We start from the raw sequence: 15,925 nt of genomic DNA on the forward strand, positions 1-15,925 counted from the left end.
GTTGTCCAATCACTAGTTCGTGCCTCTCCGGGCCCGACATGTTGAGGGGTTAGCTGGTCACGCGGAAGGTCGCGTCGGCGCGGCTCTGCGCGTCGGACACCGGGTCGAGCCGGAGCAGGTAGGCGTAGTGCCGGAGGTAGCGGTCCGGGTGGCTGTAGGACTGGAACGACGTCCACGAGGAGTTGGCGAGACCGGCGACCTGCCGGAAGGTGGCGTCGGCCGCGAAGGTGGCGGTGCCGTCGTTGGCTTCCAACCGGAAGTCGTATCCGTAGTGGCGCAGGTAGTGGCCCGGATAGTTGACCGACTGGATGGAGACGGTGCCGGAGCCGACCAGGCCGGGCACCACCCGCCACTGGCCGTCCTGGGCGGGGCTGACGTTCGGGTCGATGCGGACGTCGTAGTCGTAGTGCCGCACGTACCGGTCCTGGAAGTTGTACGACTGGATCCGGTTGACAGCTGCGGCGGGCCAGCGGGCGAGCACCCGGTTCTGTTCGGCAGCGGTCAGGTTGAGGATTGAACCGTGCCGCTTCTTGGTGCCGCCCATCGCGTACGAGCCGGACGCCGGCAGCCGGTAGGCGCTCGGGCTCGACGGGTTGGTGGTCAGGACGGGCAGGTAACCGCGTCCGCTGGCGTACTGGTCCAGGTAGAGCACCCACTCGTTACGGGCGTTGACCTTCATCCACATCGGCCCTTCGACCTGGGCCCCGGTCAGCCCGATGCCGGACAGGTTCCCGAGGTTCGTCCAGGTGCCGAGGAGCGAGTTGCTGCCCTCGAGGGTGATCTGGGCGTCCCGGGAGGCCCGGACGTAGCGGTAGGCGCCGACACCGGATGGCACCTCGACGATCTGCGTGTCGATGATCTCCTGGTTGCCGGGTCGGCTGACGTAGATCTGCGGAGTGGTGATGCCGCGGAAGTCGGTCGTGCGCGCGTAGTAGATGCGGTGCTTGGCCGCACCGTTGAGCGGGACGTTCGTCGCCCAGTAGAGGACGTAGTCACCGGTGTCCGGGTTCCAGATCGCCTCCGGGGCCCAGGCGTTGCGTCCGTCCGGGATCGCGCCGGCTACGTTCAACAGCCACGGTGCCGACCAGTTGACCAGGTCGGTGGACTCCCACACGACGAGGCTCCGGCTGCCGTTGTTGATCGCGTTCGACCAGTCCTGACCGCACGCGATGCACAGGTCGGTGGCCACGATCCAGTACCGGTCACCGCCGGGTGAGCGGACCAGGGCGGGGTCCCGGACGCCCCGGGTGCCGATGGGTGAACGCAGCACGAGCCCACCGTTGTTCAGGTCGGTCCAGCGCAGGCCGTCGGTGCTGTGGGCGAGGTAGATCTGCTGGTCGGTCGACGACTCGCCGGTGAAGTGCGCCATCAGGTAGCCGACGGTCGGGTCGAGCGCGGCTGCCACCTTCGGTGTCGCCGCCGACCAGGTGGTGAACAGCAGGCATGCGGCGATCGCCACCGCGCAGAGCCGGGCGAGGACTCTCGACATGGGTCTTCTCTCCTTCGCGGGGCGCGGACGAGTCAGCTAGAGGGTCGGTACGACGGGGCGGATGGTGCCGTCGGCGTTGAACTCCATCCGGTCGATGGCGGTCTCACGGTTGGTGCCGTTGCCGGTCGGCACGGCGAACCGGTGGTAGGCGATGTGCCAGGTGTCGCTGCCGGGTGCGCGGACCACTGAGTGGTGGCCGGTGCCCTTGATGCCGACGTCGAGGCGTTTTTGCAGCACCACGCCGCGCCTCGTCCACGGCCCGAGGGGTGATGAGCCGGTGGCGTAGGCGACCCGGTAGTCCTCGCTGCGCGTGTCGTTCTCCGACCACATGAAGTAGTAGAGACCGTTGCGCTTGAACACGAACGGGGCCTCGTTGTAGCCCGACGGGGTGATGACCCGCGCCTGCGCCGCGTCGAAGGAGACCATGTCGGCGTTCAGCCGCACCGCCCGCGCGACGCCCTGCCCCCAGTACAGGTAGGACTGGCCGTCGTCGTCGGTGAACACCATGGGGTCGATCGTCTGCCCGCCGGAGAACTGGTCGCTGCGGATCAGCGGTCGGCCCAGCGCGTCACGGAACGGTCCGGTGGGGCTGTCGGCCACCGCCACGCCGAGCTGTTTGGCCGTGTTGCCGCTGGCCGCGCCGCCGCTGAAGTAGAGGTAGTAGCGGCCGTTGGCGGTCGCCACCGCCGGCGCCCAGGCCGAGTTGTCCGCCCAGGACACGTCCGGACCGTGGTCGAGGATCACGCCGTGGTCGGTCCAGTTGACCAAATCGGTGGAGGAGAACGCCTTGTAGTACGTGCCGGCCCAGCTCGCGTAACCGTCGGTGGTCGGGTACAGGTAGTAGCGGCCGTTGACGACGGCGATGTGCGGGTCGGCGAAGAGGCCGGGGATCACCGGCCCCATGGTGGTCCTGGGTGCCCAGGGCGCGACGGGGCGGAAGGAGCTGTCCGCTCGGAAGGCGGCCGTGTCCTGGTAGGCGTCGAGCCAGAGCGCGAAGTCGCGGTGCCGGATCCGCCGGTTCGGGTAGTTGTACGAGACGAGCGCCACCGATCCGCTGACCGAGCCCTCCACGGCGCAGAAGGTGGCGTCGGCCCGGAACGCCGCGTCGCCGGTGTTCGCGTCGACCCGCAGCCGGTAGTCGCGGTGCCGCAGGAACATGCCGGTCTTGGTCTGGAACGAGTAGCAGATCGGCGACGCCAACCCGTTGACCACTGTGAAGGTGGCATCCAGCTTGGTCTGGTTGGTGCTGCTGGAGGTGACCGGGTCGAGCTGACCGAGATAGTCGATGTGCCGCACGTACCGTCCGGACTGGTTGACCGCCTCCAGCGAGACCGCTCCGGTCGGCAGCGTGGCGGCTTGGGCCGGCCCGTCGGCCACCACCACAACAGCTGCGGTGGCCACGGCGGAGAGCACGAGGAGGCAACGGAGACGCGTGGTCGATGCCACTGTCATACGTCGTGGAACCACCATCCCGACCCCTCTCGAAAGATCATCTATGTTAGCGTTAACAAGAACGGGCCGTACCCTGGCTCGGGTTTTAGCGGTTCAGGTAACCGGCGACGCGCCCGCACGGGGCACCCCTGGCGTGACACGCGACTACAGGCACAATGTGTTCGGTTCGTAAATTTCGCGTTGCGGACAAGTGTTAGCGATCGCATAGACCAGTGTCAAGGGATCAACCGTGGTCGCTCCCCGGCATCCGGCGAAGCCGGTTGTCACGCTCGATCCGCTTCGTGGGTGCCCTGCTCTCTGAGCGCCTGACGCACCTGCCTGAGCGCGAAGCGGGCCGATCGTGGGGTGCTGCGGGATCTCGCGTCGTGGGCCCCGATCGCCTCGGAGCAGGTCATCCGCGACGCGCAGCGGGTCCTGCGGCAGTGACACCCGAATCGTCGAGTCCGACAACACGGACCCCCAGTCGCCGGGTGTGCCCACTGTGTCTCTGCCGGCGAAACCTGAACTGGCCGCGGTGTCGTCGACAGTGGTGCGAGGGTTAGCCGTGTAGGGCGGCGATTAGCGCGTCGGGTTCGACGGTGGTTGGCCGATCGCTGACCTGCCCGTCGCCGAGTTCGATAACCCGCCACACGCCGTCGGCGCGTAGGGCGAGGTCCACTGTGACAAAGGGCAACCCGAGCCCGGCGATCATCGGGGCGACCGGCTCCAGGTCGACCTCCACCGAAGGGAAATCGTTCGGGGTGTCCGGATGTGGGCCGACCAGGACGCACTCGCCGTTGACCCACCAGGTGCGTACCTCGGCGGAGGTGAACCGCTCGAAGCGACGCAGCACGAACCCGCCCACGAAGTCGTCCTCACGCAACTCCAGGAACCGGCTCGCCACTCTCCGGACGGCCACCGCGTCGTCGAGTTCGGGGATGAAGGCGGCGTCGTCCCAGTAGTGCTTCATCGACTTGGTGTAGTCGCGCAGCACCGCCGGTCCCGCACCGAGCGCGACACGCGCACGGTCAAGATCTGCCTGCTCCGAGCCGTGGGTCCACACCGACGCCGGGGTGACTGCCGCCAACGCGGCATACCAGCCGGGCAGCTCGTGTGCCCGCCGATACTGCTCACCACCGGTTCTCAACACCACACCGCGCTCGGCGAGAGCCTCGGCGAACGCCGCGTACCGCTCGCTGCGCAGCATCCAACCGCGGTAGACCGCCACGCCGCTGCCCGAGACCGAGGCCACCGCCCGACGTACGTCAGCGCCCCGCGCCAAGGCGTCGTGGTCGACCACCGCCACCTGGAATCCCGCAGCACGGGCCGCTTCAGCCTCGGCCACGAAGTGCTCGTCCGGGCGGCGTGGACGTAGCGGGTTCGCGGGAACGATCAGGATCACCTCCGTATCCTGCCCGCGGAAACTGGTTGCCTGTCGCCGGGGTCGCGCCGACGATCAGTCGATGCCCAGTGACCAGGCAACCCCTGACTTCTCGATCAAGCCCACCCTCACCGGTGAGCGAGTGATCCTGCGGCCCTTCGTCGACGACGACCTGGACACCTTCTGGGCGGCGGTGGCCGACCCCGAGGTGGCCAGGCTGACCGGCAGCCCGGCCGACGACGCTCCCGACGAGGAGCGAATGCGTTCCTGGTACGGCAGCCGCAACGCGCAGACCGACCGACTCGACCTGGCGGTCGTGGACCGCGCCACCGGGGCCTGCGTCGGCGAGGTGGTCCTCAACGACTGGGACCCCGACAACCGGAACTGCAACTTCCGCACGCTGCTCACCGCCGCCGGCCGCGACCGGGGCCTGGGGACCGAGGCGGTACGCCTGGTCGTCGGCCACGGTTTCGAAAGGCTCGGCCTGCACCGCATCTCGCTGGAGGTGTTCGCCTTCAACCCCCGGGCCTGGCGGGTGTACGAGAAGGTCGGCTTCGTTGCCGAGGGTGTGCTGCGGCAGGTCCTGCGCGACGGCGACGACTGGGTTGACGCCACTGTGATGTCGATCCTCGCTCCCGAGTGGGCGGAGCACCGGGGACACCCCGAGCGCCGAGGCTCGTAGCAGCGGTCGAGGACCGAGGGCGTCAGCTCTGGATGGAGAACGTCGCGACAACACCGTTGTGGTCCGACCTGGTGCCACCGACGATGTCGTAATCGGTCATCCACATCAACTGGCGTTCGGGCAACCGCTTCCAGAAGTAGACGTAGTCGATGTGCCGGTTGCCGTGCGTTCCGGTGCCCTTCTCGCCGTACAGGTTGTAGTTGGAGCGCAGATTCGGTAGCTCGTTGGCCTCGAAGACCTGCCACGGGAACTTCGCGTACCCGTAGCTCCGGTCGGCACTGAAGTCGACGTTGAGGTCTCCGCTCACGATGACCTGGCCCTCGTCCTGCTTGTCGACCGCCAGTTCCTTGAGACCCTGGAACTGCGCCTCGGCGCACCTGGTGCGCGGCAGGTCCTCCGGCCGGCCGGCGGTTTCGATGCTGGCCACCGCGTGGGCGTTGATGTGGGTCACGTTGCGGCCAGTGGACTTGTGCCGGTACGTGACCCAGTTGTTGTACCGCGCTGGCGGCACCTCGCCCGGACCGTTGGTGTCACAGACGAAGATCGAGCCCCTGTCGAGTACGTCGAACATGCTCTTCTTGGCGATCAGCGCCTCGCCGGCCTGGTTGGTGCCGCCCGGCGCGTACAGCCACCAGCCGTTGTCGGCGGCCCAGTTCGCCAGGAAAGCCTTGCGGGCGCCGACCTCGTTGAGTCCGACGAGGTCGGCCTTGGACGCGATCAGGTTCAGGTCGTGCACGAAGTCGGCCTGGCTCAGCCCGTAGTAGATGTTCAGCGTGGCCGCCTTGAAGCCCACGCTCGCGGCAGCGGCTGGTGCGGCCGGCAGCAGGGCCGCCACCAGCGCGACCGCGCCCGCGAGAGCGACCAGGGCGCGGGTCGCCCAGTCCGTTGTGCTGCGCATCGAATTCCCTCCGGATAGGCCGCCGGCGATGGCCGGCCAACGGACACTATCGACTGGAGCCGACGCGACGCCGAACATCCGGTGACGAAGCACCGACAGACCTGCGTCGGCCAGTGCCGGTCGACCAGATCCCCCATCGGCAGTGGTGGAGCTACGCGAAGGTAAGGCCGTCGGACCGGGCGCGTTTGAGCTCGGAGAAGGCCCGGCAGCCGGCGAGCAGGCGAGCGCCGTCGAAGACACGGATGGCCTCCTCGCCACGAGGGATCGAGGTCAGCACGGGGCCGAAGAAGGCCACGTCGTCGACGACGACAGTGGGGGTGCCGAGGTCCTCGCCCACCAGTTGCTGCGCGTGGGCGGTGCTCGCCCGCATCTGCGGGTCGAGGTCGCTGCGGTGGGCGGCGTCGGCCAGGTCGGCCGGGAGGCCGGCCTCGACCAGGGCCAGCGGGACGACGGTGTCGAAGTCCTTGTCGTCGGCGTCGTGGATCCGGCGGCCGAGCGCCGGGTACAGCCGCGCGAGGGCGGCGGAGCCGTGTTGCGCGGCCGCCGCCACACACACCCTGGCCGGCCCCCACGCCCGGTCGTTGAATTCGCGGTACCAGGGCTCCAGGTCACGGTGTTCGTTGATCACCGCGAGGCTCATCACCTCGAACCGCAGGGTGAGCGGCCGCATCTTCGCGACCTCCATGAGCCAGCGGGAGGTGATCCAGGCGAACGGACAGGACGGGTCCACGTACGCGGTGACCACTGGAGCTGACGTTCGAGGCAATTTGTCTTCCACGGAAGACAATTTATCTTCCTCGGAAGGTAAGATGCAACTGTGGAAGACGACCGGATCGCCGACATCGTTGGGCAGTGGGGTCGCGAGCGACCAGACCTCGACCCCACCCCGCTGCTGATCATCGGTCGCATCCAGCAGTTGGCCGCCGTACTCGATGAGGCCCTGCGGCCGCCGTTCGCCGCGGCGGACCTCGGCAACGGCGACTTCGACGTGCTCGCGGCGCTGCGCCGCGAGGGTGAGCCCTACACGCTCACGGCGGGCCAGCTGAGCCAACGGATGCTCGTGACCACCGGAGCCGTGACCAAGCGGGTGGACCGACTGATCGCCCGCGGCCTCGTGTCGCGCTCGGTCTCCACAGCCGACGCGCGCGGCAGAGTGGTCGGGCTGACGCCGACCGGCGTGGCGTTGACCGACCGGCTCATCGAGGAACATCTGGCCAACGAGGCGGCCATCCTTCGCGGCCTGACCGACAGCGACCGCCGAACCCTCGAGCGCCTCCTGGAGGTGATGAATCGAACCCTGACCTCCGGAGATCGTGGACCCGGGGGCGGCGGCCACGACGGGTGACGCCCTCGGTCATGATCGGCCAGTCCTCGGATTACCATTCCGCCATGGACGACACCACCGGCGGCGTACGCATCAGACGCGGTGGCCCGGCCGACGCGCCCGCCGTACTGGACATGCTCGACTCCGCGGTGGTCTGGATGAACGACCGCGGCAACACCGAGCAGTGGGGCACGACGCCGTTCTCGGAGAAACCCGAACGGGCCGCACAGGTCGATCGGTACCTGACCGAGAACCTCCCGTTCATCGCGGAAGTGGACGGGACGCCGGCCGCAGCCCTGGTGTTGGATTCCGGGCCCGACCCCCGGGCACCGATCGCGCCCGCTGAGGAACCCGAGCGGTTCGTCCGCCTCCTGGTCTCCGACCGACGATTCGCCGGCCGGAAACTCGGGTCGGCTCTGTTGGCACACGCAGTGGAGGAAACCCGGCGAGCCGGCGTGCGGTTGCTCCGGGTCGACTGCTGGGCGGGCGGTGACGGCGAGTTGGTGGCGTACTACGAGCGCCACGGGTTCACTCCCACCGAGACCTTCCTGGCCGGATCCTGGCCGGGGCAGGTGCTGGCCCAGCGGGTCGATTGAGCCGTGCGCCCTTTGCCACTGAGCGTGGGGTGGGGGCCATCGGACCGATATTCGGGCGTCTCGCCGGGGCGCGTCCACTAGCGTCCCGCCTCATGGAGAACACCACGGTACGCACTGAACGCCTCGAACTCCGCCCGGTGCGGGACGAGGACATCGATCGGATCCTGGAGTACCGAAACCTACCGCAGGTCACGCGCTGGCTACTCCGTACGCAGGTCGACAGTGCGTCCTTCCGCGCGGCATGGCGACGCGCGGCCACCGACCCCGACGATCACAGCATGGCGGCCACGCTCGACGGCGTGGTGATCGGAACCGTCTCTCTCGGCGTCGTCGACGGCATGGGTCAACCCGGCATGCCACAACGGACCGAGGCTGAGCTCGGCTACATCTTCGATCCCGCCTACGGCGGACGTGGGTACGCGACCGAGGCGGTGACCGCAGTGGTGGCGCACGCGTTCGACCGGCTGGGCGTTCGGAGAATCACCGCCGGCTGCTTCGCTGACAACCTCGCCTCGGTGCGAATCCTCGAGAAGGTCGGCATGCGTCGTGAGCAGCACGGCGTCGGCGACTCCTGGCACGCCGAACTGGGCTGGGTGGACGGCTACACCTACGCGCTCCTCGCCGAGGCATGGCATCGAGAGGCGGCACCGTCGGAGCAGCCGGTCGCGTCCATACCGGTGCCGCGAGCACGGTGAACCTGTAGCGTCACGGCGAGCTGCCTGCCGGCGGTGGCGAGGCTAGCCGCTGGTGGACTCCAGCTGATCGAAGGCCATGCTCCACCAGGACTTCGGGTCGGCGAACGCGGACGAGTCGACGCCCATCAGTTCCTCGCGGATCGCGGCAGCGCGGGCGGCTCGAGCCCGACCGCCCGGGTCCGTGGCGATGAGCTGCCCGAGCCGGTAGAGGAACTCGACGAACGCCGCGAATGTCGCGTTGACCGCCTCGAAGTTGGGGGTCTCCAGGTCCAGCAACACGACGGCTCCGGTCAGCGCGTCGAGGCAGAAGAGCAGCTGCGGGTCCTCCGGTGAGCTGCCGAGGACGATGTGGATACGAGGGCTGGCATCGCCGACCTCGATCTTCAGCTTGGAGAACAACTCCATGCCGGAGACGTTGACGTCGACCGTGAACAGGATCGGCACGTCGACCGGGATGGCCCCGAACGGCGGGAAGACCTCTGGCGTCAACGGGCCGAGGACGTCCTCGAACCGGTCGAGCGGGAAGTAGACCATCCCGTCGGCGCCCCAGAGCGCCGTGAGCTCCTCATGTGTGGCGGTCAATCGTCCGTCTCCTCGTCCTCGTCGCCGGGCGTGGTCAGGCCCTGCTCGTCGAGGAAGCCCCACCAGTCGTCGTCGTCGTAGCCAACCTCGCCGTACCCGGCGCCGAAGACGTAGTAGGCGAGGAACGAGTCAAGGTCCGGCGCGACTTCGAAGAACGCCTCACGCATGAACCACTCGTCGGTCGTCTCCGCCGGGAAGTACCAGACCGCGCCGGTGTCGCGGCGGATCAGCAGCGGCTCTTCCTTCAGTGTGCCGAAGACCAGCCACTCGGCGGGTTCGTCAGCGACGCCGGTGAACTCGGGCATCTGATCGAGGTAGCCCTGGATCTTGCCGATGTTCGCGGCTGCGGGCAGGTCGAACGAGCCAGCCAGGATGCCGTCGGCGGTCTCCAGCAGCTCCCGGACCGACTGCGGCAGACCAGCGGGTATCCGCTCAGCCGGAGCGCCCTGGTCGATCTGTGCCCAGACCAGCGTCGCGGGCTGGTCCGCCTCCAGGTCGGTGCGCAGCTCCGCGATGAGCTCCCGCAGCTCGGGATTCAATCCACTACCTCTATTCGGATCGGCGTGCCGTCGGGCAGCTTCATGATCTGTTGCCAGATCTGCTGACCGACATCCCGGTTCGTGTCGCCGTGCAGCAGCTTCAGATTACTAACGTCGTCGGGGCCACCGAGTTGCAGCTCCCACACATGGTCGGGCTGCTGCAGGCGGAGCCGCTCGGTGAGTTTGTTCGACAGCTTCTTGTCGTGGGGCCAGTACTTGTCGAAGATCTTCTGCCGGATGCGCGCCTTGTAGCCTTTTGTGATTGTTTCGTCCCGGGCGACCGGATTGGCCTGCTTGAACAGCTTGCCCTCGTCGCTGAGCTTCTTCAGCGCGTTCATCTTGCGGTCGAACTGGGCCCGCGCGTGCATCGACTTGCGCTTCACCTTGATCGTGACCTCGGGCAGGTCGTTGTTGCGCACCACCGGCTTGGCGGAGGCCTTCTGCACCGCCGCGCGGACAAGCTTGCCGCCCTTCGGCTTGCCCGACCCGCCACGTTGTTTCGAGCTTTTCGGCGCCCTGCTAGGCATCGAGAAGCTCCTGGATCACCTGATCGATCAGCAGGCCGACGATCTCCCGCGTGATCATCTGGAAGATCGGGATCTCGGCCAGCGACACGCCGAACGTGACGACGGCGGTGGCGATCGCCTGCGCCACCGCGAACGCGAGGATCGCCAACTGCACGATCACCTGGATCTTCAGCGCGAGCACCATCGCGGCGGCGATGATCATCCCGGTGCCGATCAGCATCGCGGCCTGGGAGTAGTCCGGCAGCGCGCCGGGACCGCTCTCCGGTTTGGACCACCACTTCTGGAACGCCTGCATCGACTCGCCCTGGTGCTGCGACCAGACCGCTGCCGCAGCCGAACCGGCCTCCCCGGAGGCGTCCGCGACCGTGCCGGAGAAGTCCAGCCAGGCCTGGCCCATCTCGAACAGCTTTTCCTCGTCGGCCTCGGGCCAGGTGTAGCCGATCCAGCTGAGCGCCGTGATCAGCTCACCCGGCAGTTGCAGTCCCATGTCGTCACCCCAGCATTCCCTGGATGTCTCGCAGCGCGCTCACGGAGGCTTCCTCGACCAACTCGAAGTTGTCGGCCATCTTTGTCAGGTCGCTACCGGCCGAGCCGATCTCTTCGGCGGCCACGCCGATGCAGTCCAGGACCCAGGCTGAGGTCTCCGTGTACGCGATGCCGATCAGCGAGCCGATGTCGTCGGCGCCCCACGGCTCGCCGTATCCCTGCATCTGCGCCTCGAAGCTCTCCAGCTGCCCGATGAAGCGTTCGGCGGCGCCGATGACCTCGTCGCCGCCGGAACGCAGCAACGCGGGCTCGACCTCGAAGCCGTTCATCGGGAACCTCCCCGGGCCATCCGCTCCTGCGCGTCAGTGAGCGCCTGCAGGAACGCGCCGAGCCGTGGCACGGCCGTGTCTCGAACCTGCTCCAGCTGCTCGGTGAGCTGCGAGAGGTCGCCGGAGGCCGGCACCGGGCCGGTGCCGCGCATCGAGTCGATCGCCGCGTTCACGGCCGCGATCACGTGGTCGCAGACCTCGGCCGAGCCGAGCCGCATCATCCGCGGGTCCAGCGTCAGCGACTCCAACCGGCCATCAGCGCCAAACTCGGCACGGACCTGTCCCTCGGCGGACTCACCGACCCGACGCAGGCGCGCGGCCTCCTCGTCCTCCGGCGCGTTGCCGGCGGCGCGCAACGCGCCGACCGTCGCGTCCAGCATGCGAGCGAACTCTCCGCTCGCCGGCTCATTCACCGACATGCGCCCTCCATCGATCGCCTCCGAGACAGTGGAAAGCGTAGTCAGACCCGGCAAATCGTGTGGTCCCGGGAGACGGGTACCCCATCGAGGGTTGTCGAACGGTGCGAGCCGTCTACGGACCGGGGCGACCGGGTACCCCCCCGCGCGCGCTGTGGGTGAAGCTGGCCGATGGCGCCACCGTACGTTGCTTCAGGCGGTCGCCAGACGGACCATGAACTGGCAGCCGTCGGAGGTGTTGCGCACCTCGACCCGACCGCCGTGCGCCTCCACCAGGCCATGGACGATGGCCAGGCCGAGCCCTCCGGACGCCCCGCCGTCACCGGGGCCGGGCGTGCGGGCCGGTTCACCGCGGAACGCGATGTCGAACAGGCGGGGAAGGTCGGCCGGGGGGATGCCGCCGCAGGTGTCGGCGACCGACAGCCAGGCGTGGTCGTCCTCCCGGCCGGCTTCGATGCGTACGGTGCCGTCCTCAGGGGTGTAGCGGACCGCGTTGAACAGCAGGTTGGCCACGACCCGGGCCAGCTCCGGTTCGCTCGCGGCGACCGTCGGCCACCCCGACTCGCTGGCGATCAACGTGATTCGGCGAGCGTCCGCCAACGGGATGGTGCTGGCGAGCGCGTCCGAGACCACCTCTCCGAGCGGCACCGCCGTCAACGACAACCGCAACGCTCCCGCGTTGATCCGGGACAGCTCGAACAGGTCGTCGACGAGTCGGGTCATCCGGTCGGTCTCCAGTCGGATGCGTCGGTGGTACTCGTCGACAGTGTCCGGATCACGCACCACCCGGTCCTCCAACGCCTCCGCCATGGCCCTCAGCCCGGCGAGCGGGGTCCGCAGGTCGTGGGAGACCCAGGCGACCAGGTCACGCCGGCCCTTCTCCAGTTGCCGCTCCCGCTCCCGGGCCTGGTCGCGCCACACCGCGGCGCGGGCCAGCCGCCGGCCGAAGTGCCCACCGACGGCGAGACTGACCACCGCTGCCGCCGCGACGGTGATCAGGACCACCTCAAGGTCGTGCGCGGAGAGGAACATCGCTTCCGCGACCGCCATCACCCCGACGGCGACGGCGACCACAGTGGTGGTGAGCAGCACGTTGAGGTGCACGGTGATCGAGCTGCGCCGGAGCGCACGGAGCAGCACCGCGCCGGCGAGCCCGATGCCGAGCGCCGCGCCGAGGGCGATCGCGAAGATCAGAAGTACGTCACGCATGGGCGGGCTCATAGCGGTAGCCGACGCCCCAGACCGTCACGATCCGCCGCGGATCGGCCGGGTTCGCCTCGATCTTCTCCCGCAGCCGGCGTACGTGCACTGTCACTGTCGAGTGGTCCCCGAAGTTCCAGCCCCAGACCTGCTCCAGAAGCTCGGCCCGGCCGAACACCCGGGACGGATGCCGCATGAGGTGGACGAGCAGGTCGAATTCGCGCAACGTCAGGGCCAGATCCGCACCGGCGAGGCGGGCGGTTCGGGAGGCCGTGTGCACCACCAGGTTGCCGTCGGTGAGCGCCTCTGGCCGCTCGGGTGGCGCCCCGGCGCCGGCGCGACGGAGCACCGAACGGACCCGCAGCACCAGTTCCCGGGGTGAGAAGGGCTTGGTGAGGTAGTCGTCCGCGCCGAGTTGCAGCCCGAGGATCCGGTCGGACTCGTCACCGCGCGCGGTGAGCATGACGATCGGTACGCCGTCCGGCCGTACCCGCAGCGCCCGGCACACCTCCAGGCCGTTGATCAGCGGCAGCATCAGGTCGAGCACTACCAGGTGTGGCGCCTGCCGCTCCACGGCCGCCAGTGCCGCCGCACCGTCGGCCGCGAGGCTCACCTGGAAGCCGTCGTTCTCGAGGTAACGACGGATGACGTCGCTCACGGTCTGATCGTCGTCGACCACCAGCACACGCTGTGTCACGGACCGTCCCCGTTCCGCCCCGTCAACGTCTCCCCCAGATGTCCATCGGCCCAGCGTAGCCAGGCACCAGACTCCGCCCGCACCGGCAAACCTTGCGAGGTTCTTACGGCTGCGCGCGGAGACCCGCCCAGGCGTACGCGAGGTCATACGGTGACCGGAATGCGGATCCTTGTCACCGGTGCGGCCGGGTTCATCGGCTCACACGTCGCCGACCTGCTCACCGACGACGGGCACGAGGTGGTGGCGGTGGACGCCCTCCTGCCCGAGGCGCACGCCTCGACGGCGCCGCAGTGGACCGAACGGCACGACCTGGTGGTCGGTGACGTACGCGACGGCGAGCTGCTGACCCGGCTACTGGCCGGCGTCGACGCTGTCTGCCATCAGGCAGCCATGGTCGGCCACGGCGTCGACCCCGCCGACGCCCCCCGGTACGCCGCGCACAACGACCTCGGCACTGCCACCCTCCTCGCGGCGATGCACGCCGCCGGGGTGCGCCGATTGGTGCTGGCCAGCTCGATGGTGGTCTACGGCGAGGGTCGCTATCACTGCCCCAGCCACGGGATCGTCCGGCCAGCCAGCCGCCGGGTCGTCGACCTGGCCGAGGGCCAGTACGAGTCGACCTGCCCTCGCTGCGACCAGGCGCTCTCCCCCGGTCTCGTGCCCGAGGACGCGCCGTTGGAGCCGCACAGCACGTACGCCGCCACCAAGCTGGCCCAGGAACACCTCGCCGGCGCCTGGGCCCGGCAGACCGGCGGATCGGTCTGGGCCCTGCGCTATCACAACGTCTACGGCCCGCGAATGCCCCGCGACACCCCGTATTCGGGCGTCGCGTCGATCTTCCGGTCGGCGCTGGCCGCCGGACGACCGCCCCGGGTGCTGGAGGACGGCCGGCAACGTCGCGACTTCGTGCACGTGACCGACGTGGCCACTGCCAACCTGCTGGCCCTCACGACACCGGCACCGGATCCCCTGACCCCGATCAACGTCTGCTCGGGCGAACCACACACCGTCGGCGAGTTGGCCCACGAGCTGGCGTCGGCGATGGGCGGGCCACCGCCGGTCACGGTCGGGGGCGGGCGGGCGGCGGACGTACGGCACGTCGTGGCCGACCCGGCACGCGCCGCCCGGGTGCTCGGTTTCACCGCCCGGGTCGGCTTCGCCGCTGGCATCGCCGACTTCACCACCGCGGTGATGCGGGAACCGGCATCGGTCACGACACCGTCCACAGTAGGTGGTTGACGGCGAGAGCCGTGGCGGCCTGGGCGGCCAACCACCACCGTCGGTGACAGTGGGGCAGGTGCGCGGTGGCTACCAGCAGCCAGACGGCGAACGGTAGCCAGATCCGCTCGACCTCGGCCTTGCTGAGCCCGGACAGGTCCGCCGCGAGCACCGCCGCCGTCGCCGCGAGGGGCAGCCACACGGTGGGTCCGGCGCTGGCGATCCGCTGTCGGAGGGCCGTCGCGAACGGTGCCTGCGGTGCTCGGATCGACACGGCGGCCACCGCCCGCCGCAGCGCCGGCCCGACCACCGGGCCGGCCGAGAGCAGCAGGGCGGCGAGATTCGCCCAGACCCAGTAACCGTACGGACGTTCCGCCGCCCAGCCCTGGTAGTAACGACGTGCCACCAGGTGGTAGCCGTCCAGCCACCAGAAGCCGGCGACAGTGAACACGGCGACGACGGCCGCGACCGCCGTCGCCGCGACCAGGAACACGGCGAGGCGGTCCCGCGCCCGGAGCAGCACCACTGTCAGCGCGAGCAACCCGACCAGGACGAACCCGTACGACAGGTAGAGCGCGAAGCCGAGCAGCAGCCCGCCCAGTGCGGCCCCTGGTCGGCCACCCACCGCCAGCAGCGCCAGCCCGGCGGCGACCACCGCGGCGAAGATCCCGTCCGCGGACGCGCCCACCCAGACCGCCCCCGGGAGGAGCACCAGGAACGGCCACACCGCTCGGGCCGCGTCCTCGGCGCCGAGTGCCCGCAACGTCACCGGAACCGACACCGACACCGTGGCGCCGAGCAGGACGCAGGCGAGCCCGGCGGCGGTCCCACCACCCAGGCCGATCCGCTCCAGCCAGACGAAGAACAGCAACGCTCCCGGTGGGTGGGCGGCGGCGTGGGTGGACCACGAGTCGGGCTGGAAGTCGAGAATCCGGTCGGCGAAGCCGGACAGCATGATGCCGACGTCCGTCACCCGGGGCACCTCGTGCAGGTACTCGGCCTGCACGGTGAGCCGCTCGGTCAACCCCGCGGACCAGCCGTCCACCAGGGCCAGCGACAGTGTCCAGAGCAGCGAGGCGAGGTAGCCGACCGCCAGCAGCCGCGGCCACGGCGTGTCGGTTCCCCAGCGCACGCCCCGCCAGACGAACAGCGCCGCGACGAGAAGCGCGGCGGGGGTGCCGGGCCCCAGATGGGGCTGCCAGGTCGCGTAGAGCGGCGCCGCGTCGGCGTGTAGCCGTACGCCCTGATGGTTGAGCAGGGCGCCGACGGCGACGGCGAGGGCGAGCACTGCCACCTCGGCGCCGAGGACGATCAGGTCGGCGGACCGGGTTCGTCCCGGCCGGGTCATCATGGTCATGGTGACGGCCGACGATACGACCTCCTACCAGGCATTCGGCGGCCAGACGGTGAGACGTCAGCGAGTCGTAAGATCCGT

At 69.2% G+C, this 15,925-nt stretch carries 19 protein-coding genes; 5 read left to right on the plus strand and 14 right to left on the minus strand.

Translation table 11 applies throughout. The features are described from left to right. Positions 1–49: 49 nt before the first annotated feature. The 3 genes from NIE111_RS09900 to NIE111_RS09910 all read right to left on the minus strand — a co-directional run bounded on the left by NIE111_RS09900 (position 50) and on the right by NIE111_RS09910 (position 4,322). Positions 50–1,489: a glycoside hydrolase family 43 protein gene (locus tag NIE111_RS09900; RefSeq protein WP_238684088.1), complete on the minus strand. Its 1,440-nt coding sequence runs from the start codon at positions 1,487–1,489 to the stop codon at positions 50–52. Between the two features lie 36 nt (positions 1,490–1,525). After that, positions 1,526–2,902 carry a family 43 glycosylhydrolase gene (locus NIE111_RS09905; protein ID WP_238684089.1) on the minus strand — a complete coding sequence of 459 codons (1,377 nt, stop codon included), beginning with the start codon at positions 2,900–2,902 and terminating at the stop codon, positions 1,526–1,528. A 577-nt stretch (positions 2,903–3,479) separates the two neighbouring features. Beyond that, positions 3,480–4,322 carry an ATP-grasp domain-containing protein gene (locus NIE111_RS09910; protein WP_238684090.1) on the minus strand — a complete coding sequence of 281 codons (843 nt, stop codon included), beginning with the start codon at positions 4,320–4,322 and terminating at the stop codon, positions 3,480–3,482. A 61-nt stretch (positions 4,323–4,383) separates the two neighbouring features. Here NIE111_RS09910 and NIE111_RS09915 point away from each other — a divergent pair, with 61 nt between their 5' ends. Next, positions 4,384–4,983: a GNAT family N-acetyltransferase gene (locus tag NIE111_RS09915; protein ID WP_238684091.1), complete on the plus strand. Its 600-nt coding sequence runs from the start codon at positions 4,384–4,386 to the stop codon at positions 4,981–4,983. Positions 4,984–5,005: 22 nt separating this feature from the next. Here NIE111_RS09915 and NIE111_RS09920 read toward each other — a convergent pair whose 3' ends face one another. After that, positions 5,006–5,881 (minus strand): endonuclease/exonuclease/phosphatase family protein, encoded by an 876-nt coding sequence (locus NIE111_RS09920; RefSeq protein WP_238684092.1) that lies wholly within the window; start codon positions 5,879–5,881, stop codon positions 5,006–5,008. Positions 5,882–6,032: 151 nt separating this feature from the next. Continuing rightward, on the minus strand, positions 6,033–6,659 hold the full coding sequence (locus tag NIE111_RS09925) for a mycothiol-dependent nitroreductase Rv2466c family protein (RefSeq protein ID WP_308193654.1): 627 nt from the start codon (positions 6,657–6,659) through the stop codon (positions 6,033–6,035). 39 nt (positions 6,660–6,698) lie between these two features. Here NIE111_RS09925 and NIE111_RS09930 point away from each other — a divergent pair, with 39 nt between their 5' ends. The 3 genes from NIE111_RS09930 to NIE111_RS09940 all read left to right on the plus strand — a co-directional run bounded on the left by NIE111_RS09930 (position 6,699) and on the right by NIE111_RS09940 (position 8,496). Beyond that, positions 6,699–7,226, plus strand: a complete 528-nt coding sequence (locus NIE111_RS09930; RefSeq protein ID WP_238684093.1) for a MarR family winged helix-turn-helix transcriptional regulator — start codon at positions 6,699–6,701, stop codon at positions 7,224–7,226. Positions 7,227–7,270: 44 nt separating this feature from the next. Beyond that, entirely contained in the window at positions 7,271–7,801 is a 531-nt protein-coding gene (locus tag NIE111_RS09935; protein ID WP_238684094.1) for a GNAT family N-acetyltransferase, read from the plus strand. A gap of 92 nt (positions 7,802–7,893) precedes the next feature. Next, complete coding sequence (locus NIE111_RS09940) at positions 7,894–8,496, plus strand: GNAT family N-acetyltransferase (protein WP_238684095.1); 603 nt, start codon at positions 7,894–7,896, stop codon at positions 8,494–8,496. 42 nt (positions 8,497–8,538) lie between these two features. On the opposite strand, the gene NIE111_RS09945 is transcribed toward NIE111_RS09940, so the two are convergent. From NIE111_RS09945 to NIE111_RS09980, 8 genes are all read right to left on the minus strand, one after another. Then, positions 8,539–9,078 carry an SUKH-4 family immunity protein gene (locus tag NIE111_RS09945; protein ID WP_238684096.1) on the minus strand — a complete coding sequence of 180 codons (540 nt, stop codon included), beginning with the start codon at positions 9,076–9,078 and terminating at the stop codon, positions 8,539–8,541. Continuing rightward, positions 9,075–9,617, minus strand: a complete 543-nt coding sequence (locus tag NIE111_RS09950) for an SUKH-4 family immunity protein (RefSeq protein WP_238684097.1) — start codon at positions 9,615–9,617, stop codon at positions 9,075–9,077. The genes NIE111_RS09945 and NIE111_RS09950 overlap by 4 nt, the downstream gene beginning before the upstream one ends. Further along, positions 9,614–10,144, minus strand: coding sequence for an endonuclease (locus NIE111_RS09955; protein WP_238684098.1), 531 nt, complete (start codon positions 10,142–10,144; stop codon positions 9,614–9,616). Before NIE111_RS09955 ends, NIE111_RS09950 begins: the two co-directional genes overlap by 4 nt. Next, positions 10,137–10,631 carry a WXG100-like domain-containing protein gene (locus NIE111_RS09960; protein WP_238684099.1) on the minus strand — a complete coding sequence of 165 codons (495 nt, stop codon included), beginning with the start codon at positions 10,629–10,631 and terminating at the stop codon, positions 10,137–10,139. Before NIE111_RS09960 ends, NIE111_RS09955 begins: the two co-directional genes overlap by 8 nt. A 4-nt stretch (positions 10,632–10,635) precedes the next feature. After that, positions 10,636–10,959, minus strand: a complete 324-nt coding sequence (locus NIE111_RS09965) for a hypothetical protein (protein ID WP_238684100.1) — start codon at positions 10,957–10,959, stop codon at positions 10,636–10,638. After that, positions 10,956–11,378, minus strand: a complete 423-nt coding sequence (locus NIE111_RS09970) for a YbaB/EbfC family nucleoid-associated protein (RefSeq protein WP_238684101.1) — start codon at positions 11,376–11,378, stop codon at positions 10,956–10,958. Before NIE111_RS09970 ends, NIE111_RS09965 begins: the two co-directional genes overlap by 4 nt. Before the next feature lie 189 nt (positions 11,379–11,567). Next, positions 11,568–12,584: a sensor histidine kinase gene (locus NIE111_RS09975; protein ID WP_238684102.1), complete on the minus strand. Its 1,017-nt coding sequence runs from the start codon at positions 12,582–12,584 to the stop codon at positions 11,568–11,570. After that, positions 12,577–13,272 carry a response regulator transcription factor gene (locus NIE111_RS09980; protein WP_238684103.1) on the minus strand — a complete coding sequence of 232 codons (696 nt, stop codon included), beginning with the start codon at positions 13,270–13,272 and terminating at the stop codon, positions 12,577–12,579. The genes NIE111_RS09975 and NIE111_RS09980 overlap by 8 nt, the downstream gene beginning before the upstream one ends. Positions 13,273–13,431: 159 nt before the next feature. Here NIE111_RS09980 and NIE111_RS09985 point away from each other — a divergent pair, with 159 nt between their 5' ends. Beyond that, positions 13,432–14,511, plus strand: a complete 1,080-nt coding sequence (locus NIE111_RS09985) for an NAD-dependent epimerase/dehydratase family protein (protein ID WP_238684104.1) — start codon at positions 13,432–13,434, stop codon at positions 14,509–14,511. Here NIE111_RS09985 and NIE111_RS09990 read toward each other — a convergent pair. Beyond that, positions 14,483–15,847 carry a hypothetical protein gene (locus tag NIE111_RS09990; RefSeq protein ID WP_238684105.1) on the minus strand — a complete coding sequence of 455 codons (1,365 nt, stop codon included), beginning with the start codon at positions 15,845–15,847 and terminating at the stop codon, positions 14,483–14,485. The two genes, NIE111_RS09985 and NIE111_RS09990, sit on opposite strands and share 29 nt — an antisense overlap. Positions 15,848–15,925: the final 78 nt, after the last annotated feature.

The sequence above is a fragment of the Micromonospora hortensis genome (assembly GCF_022230935.1).
In the GTDB taxonomy this organism is placed as follows: domain Bacteria; phylum Actinomycetota; class Actinomycetes; order Mycobacteriales; family Micromonosporaceae; genus Micromonospora; species Micromonospora hortensis.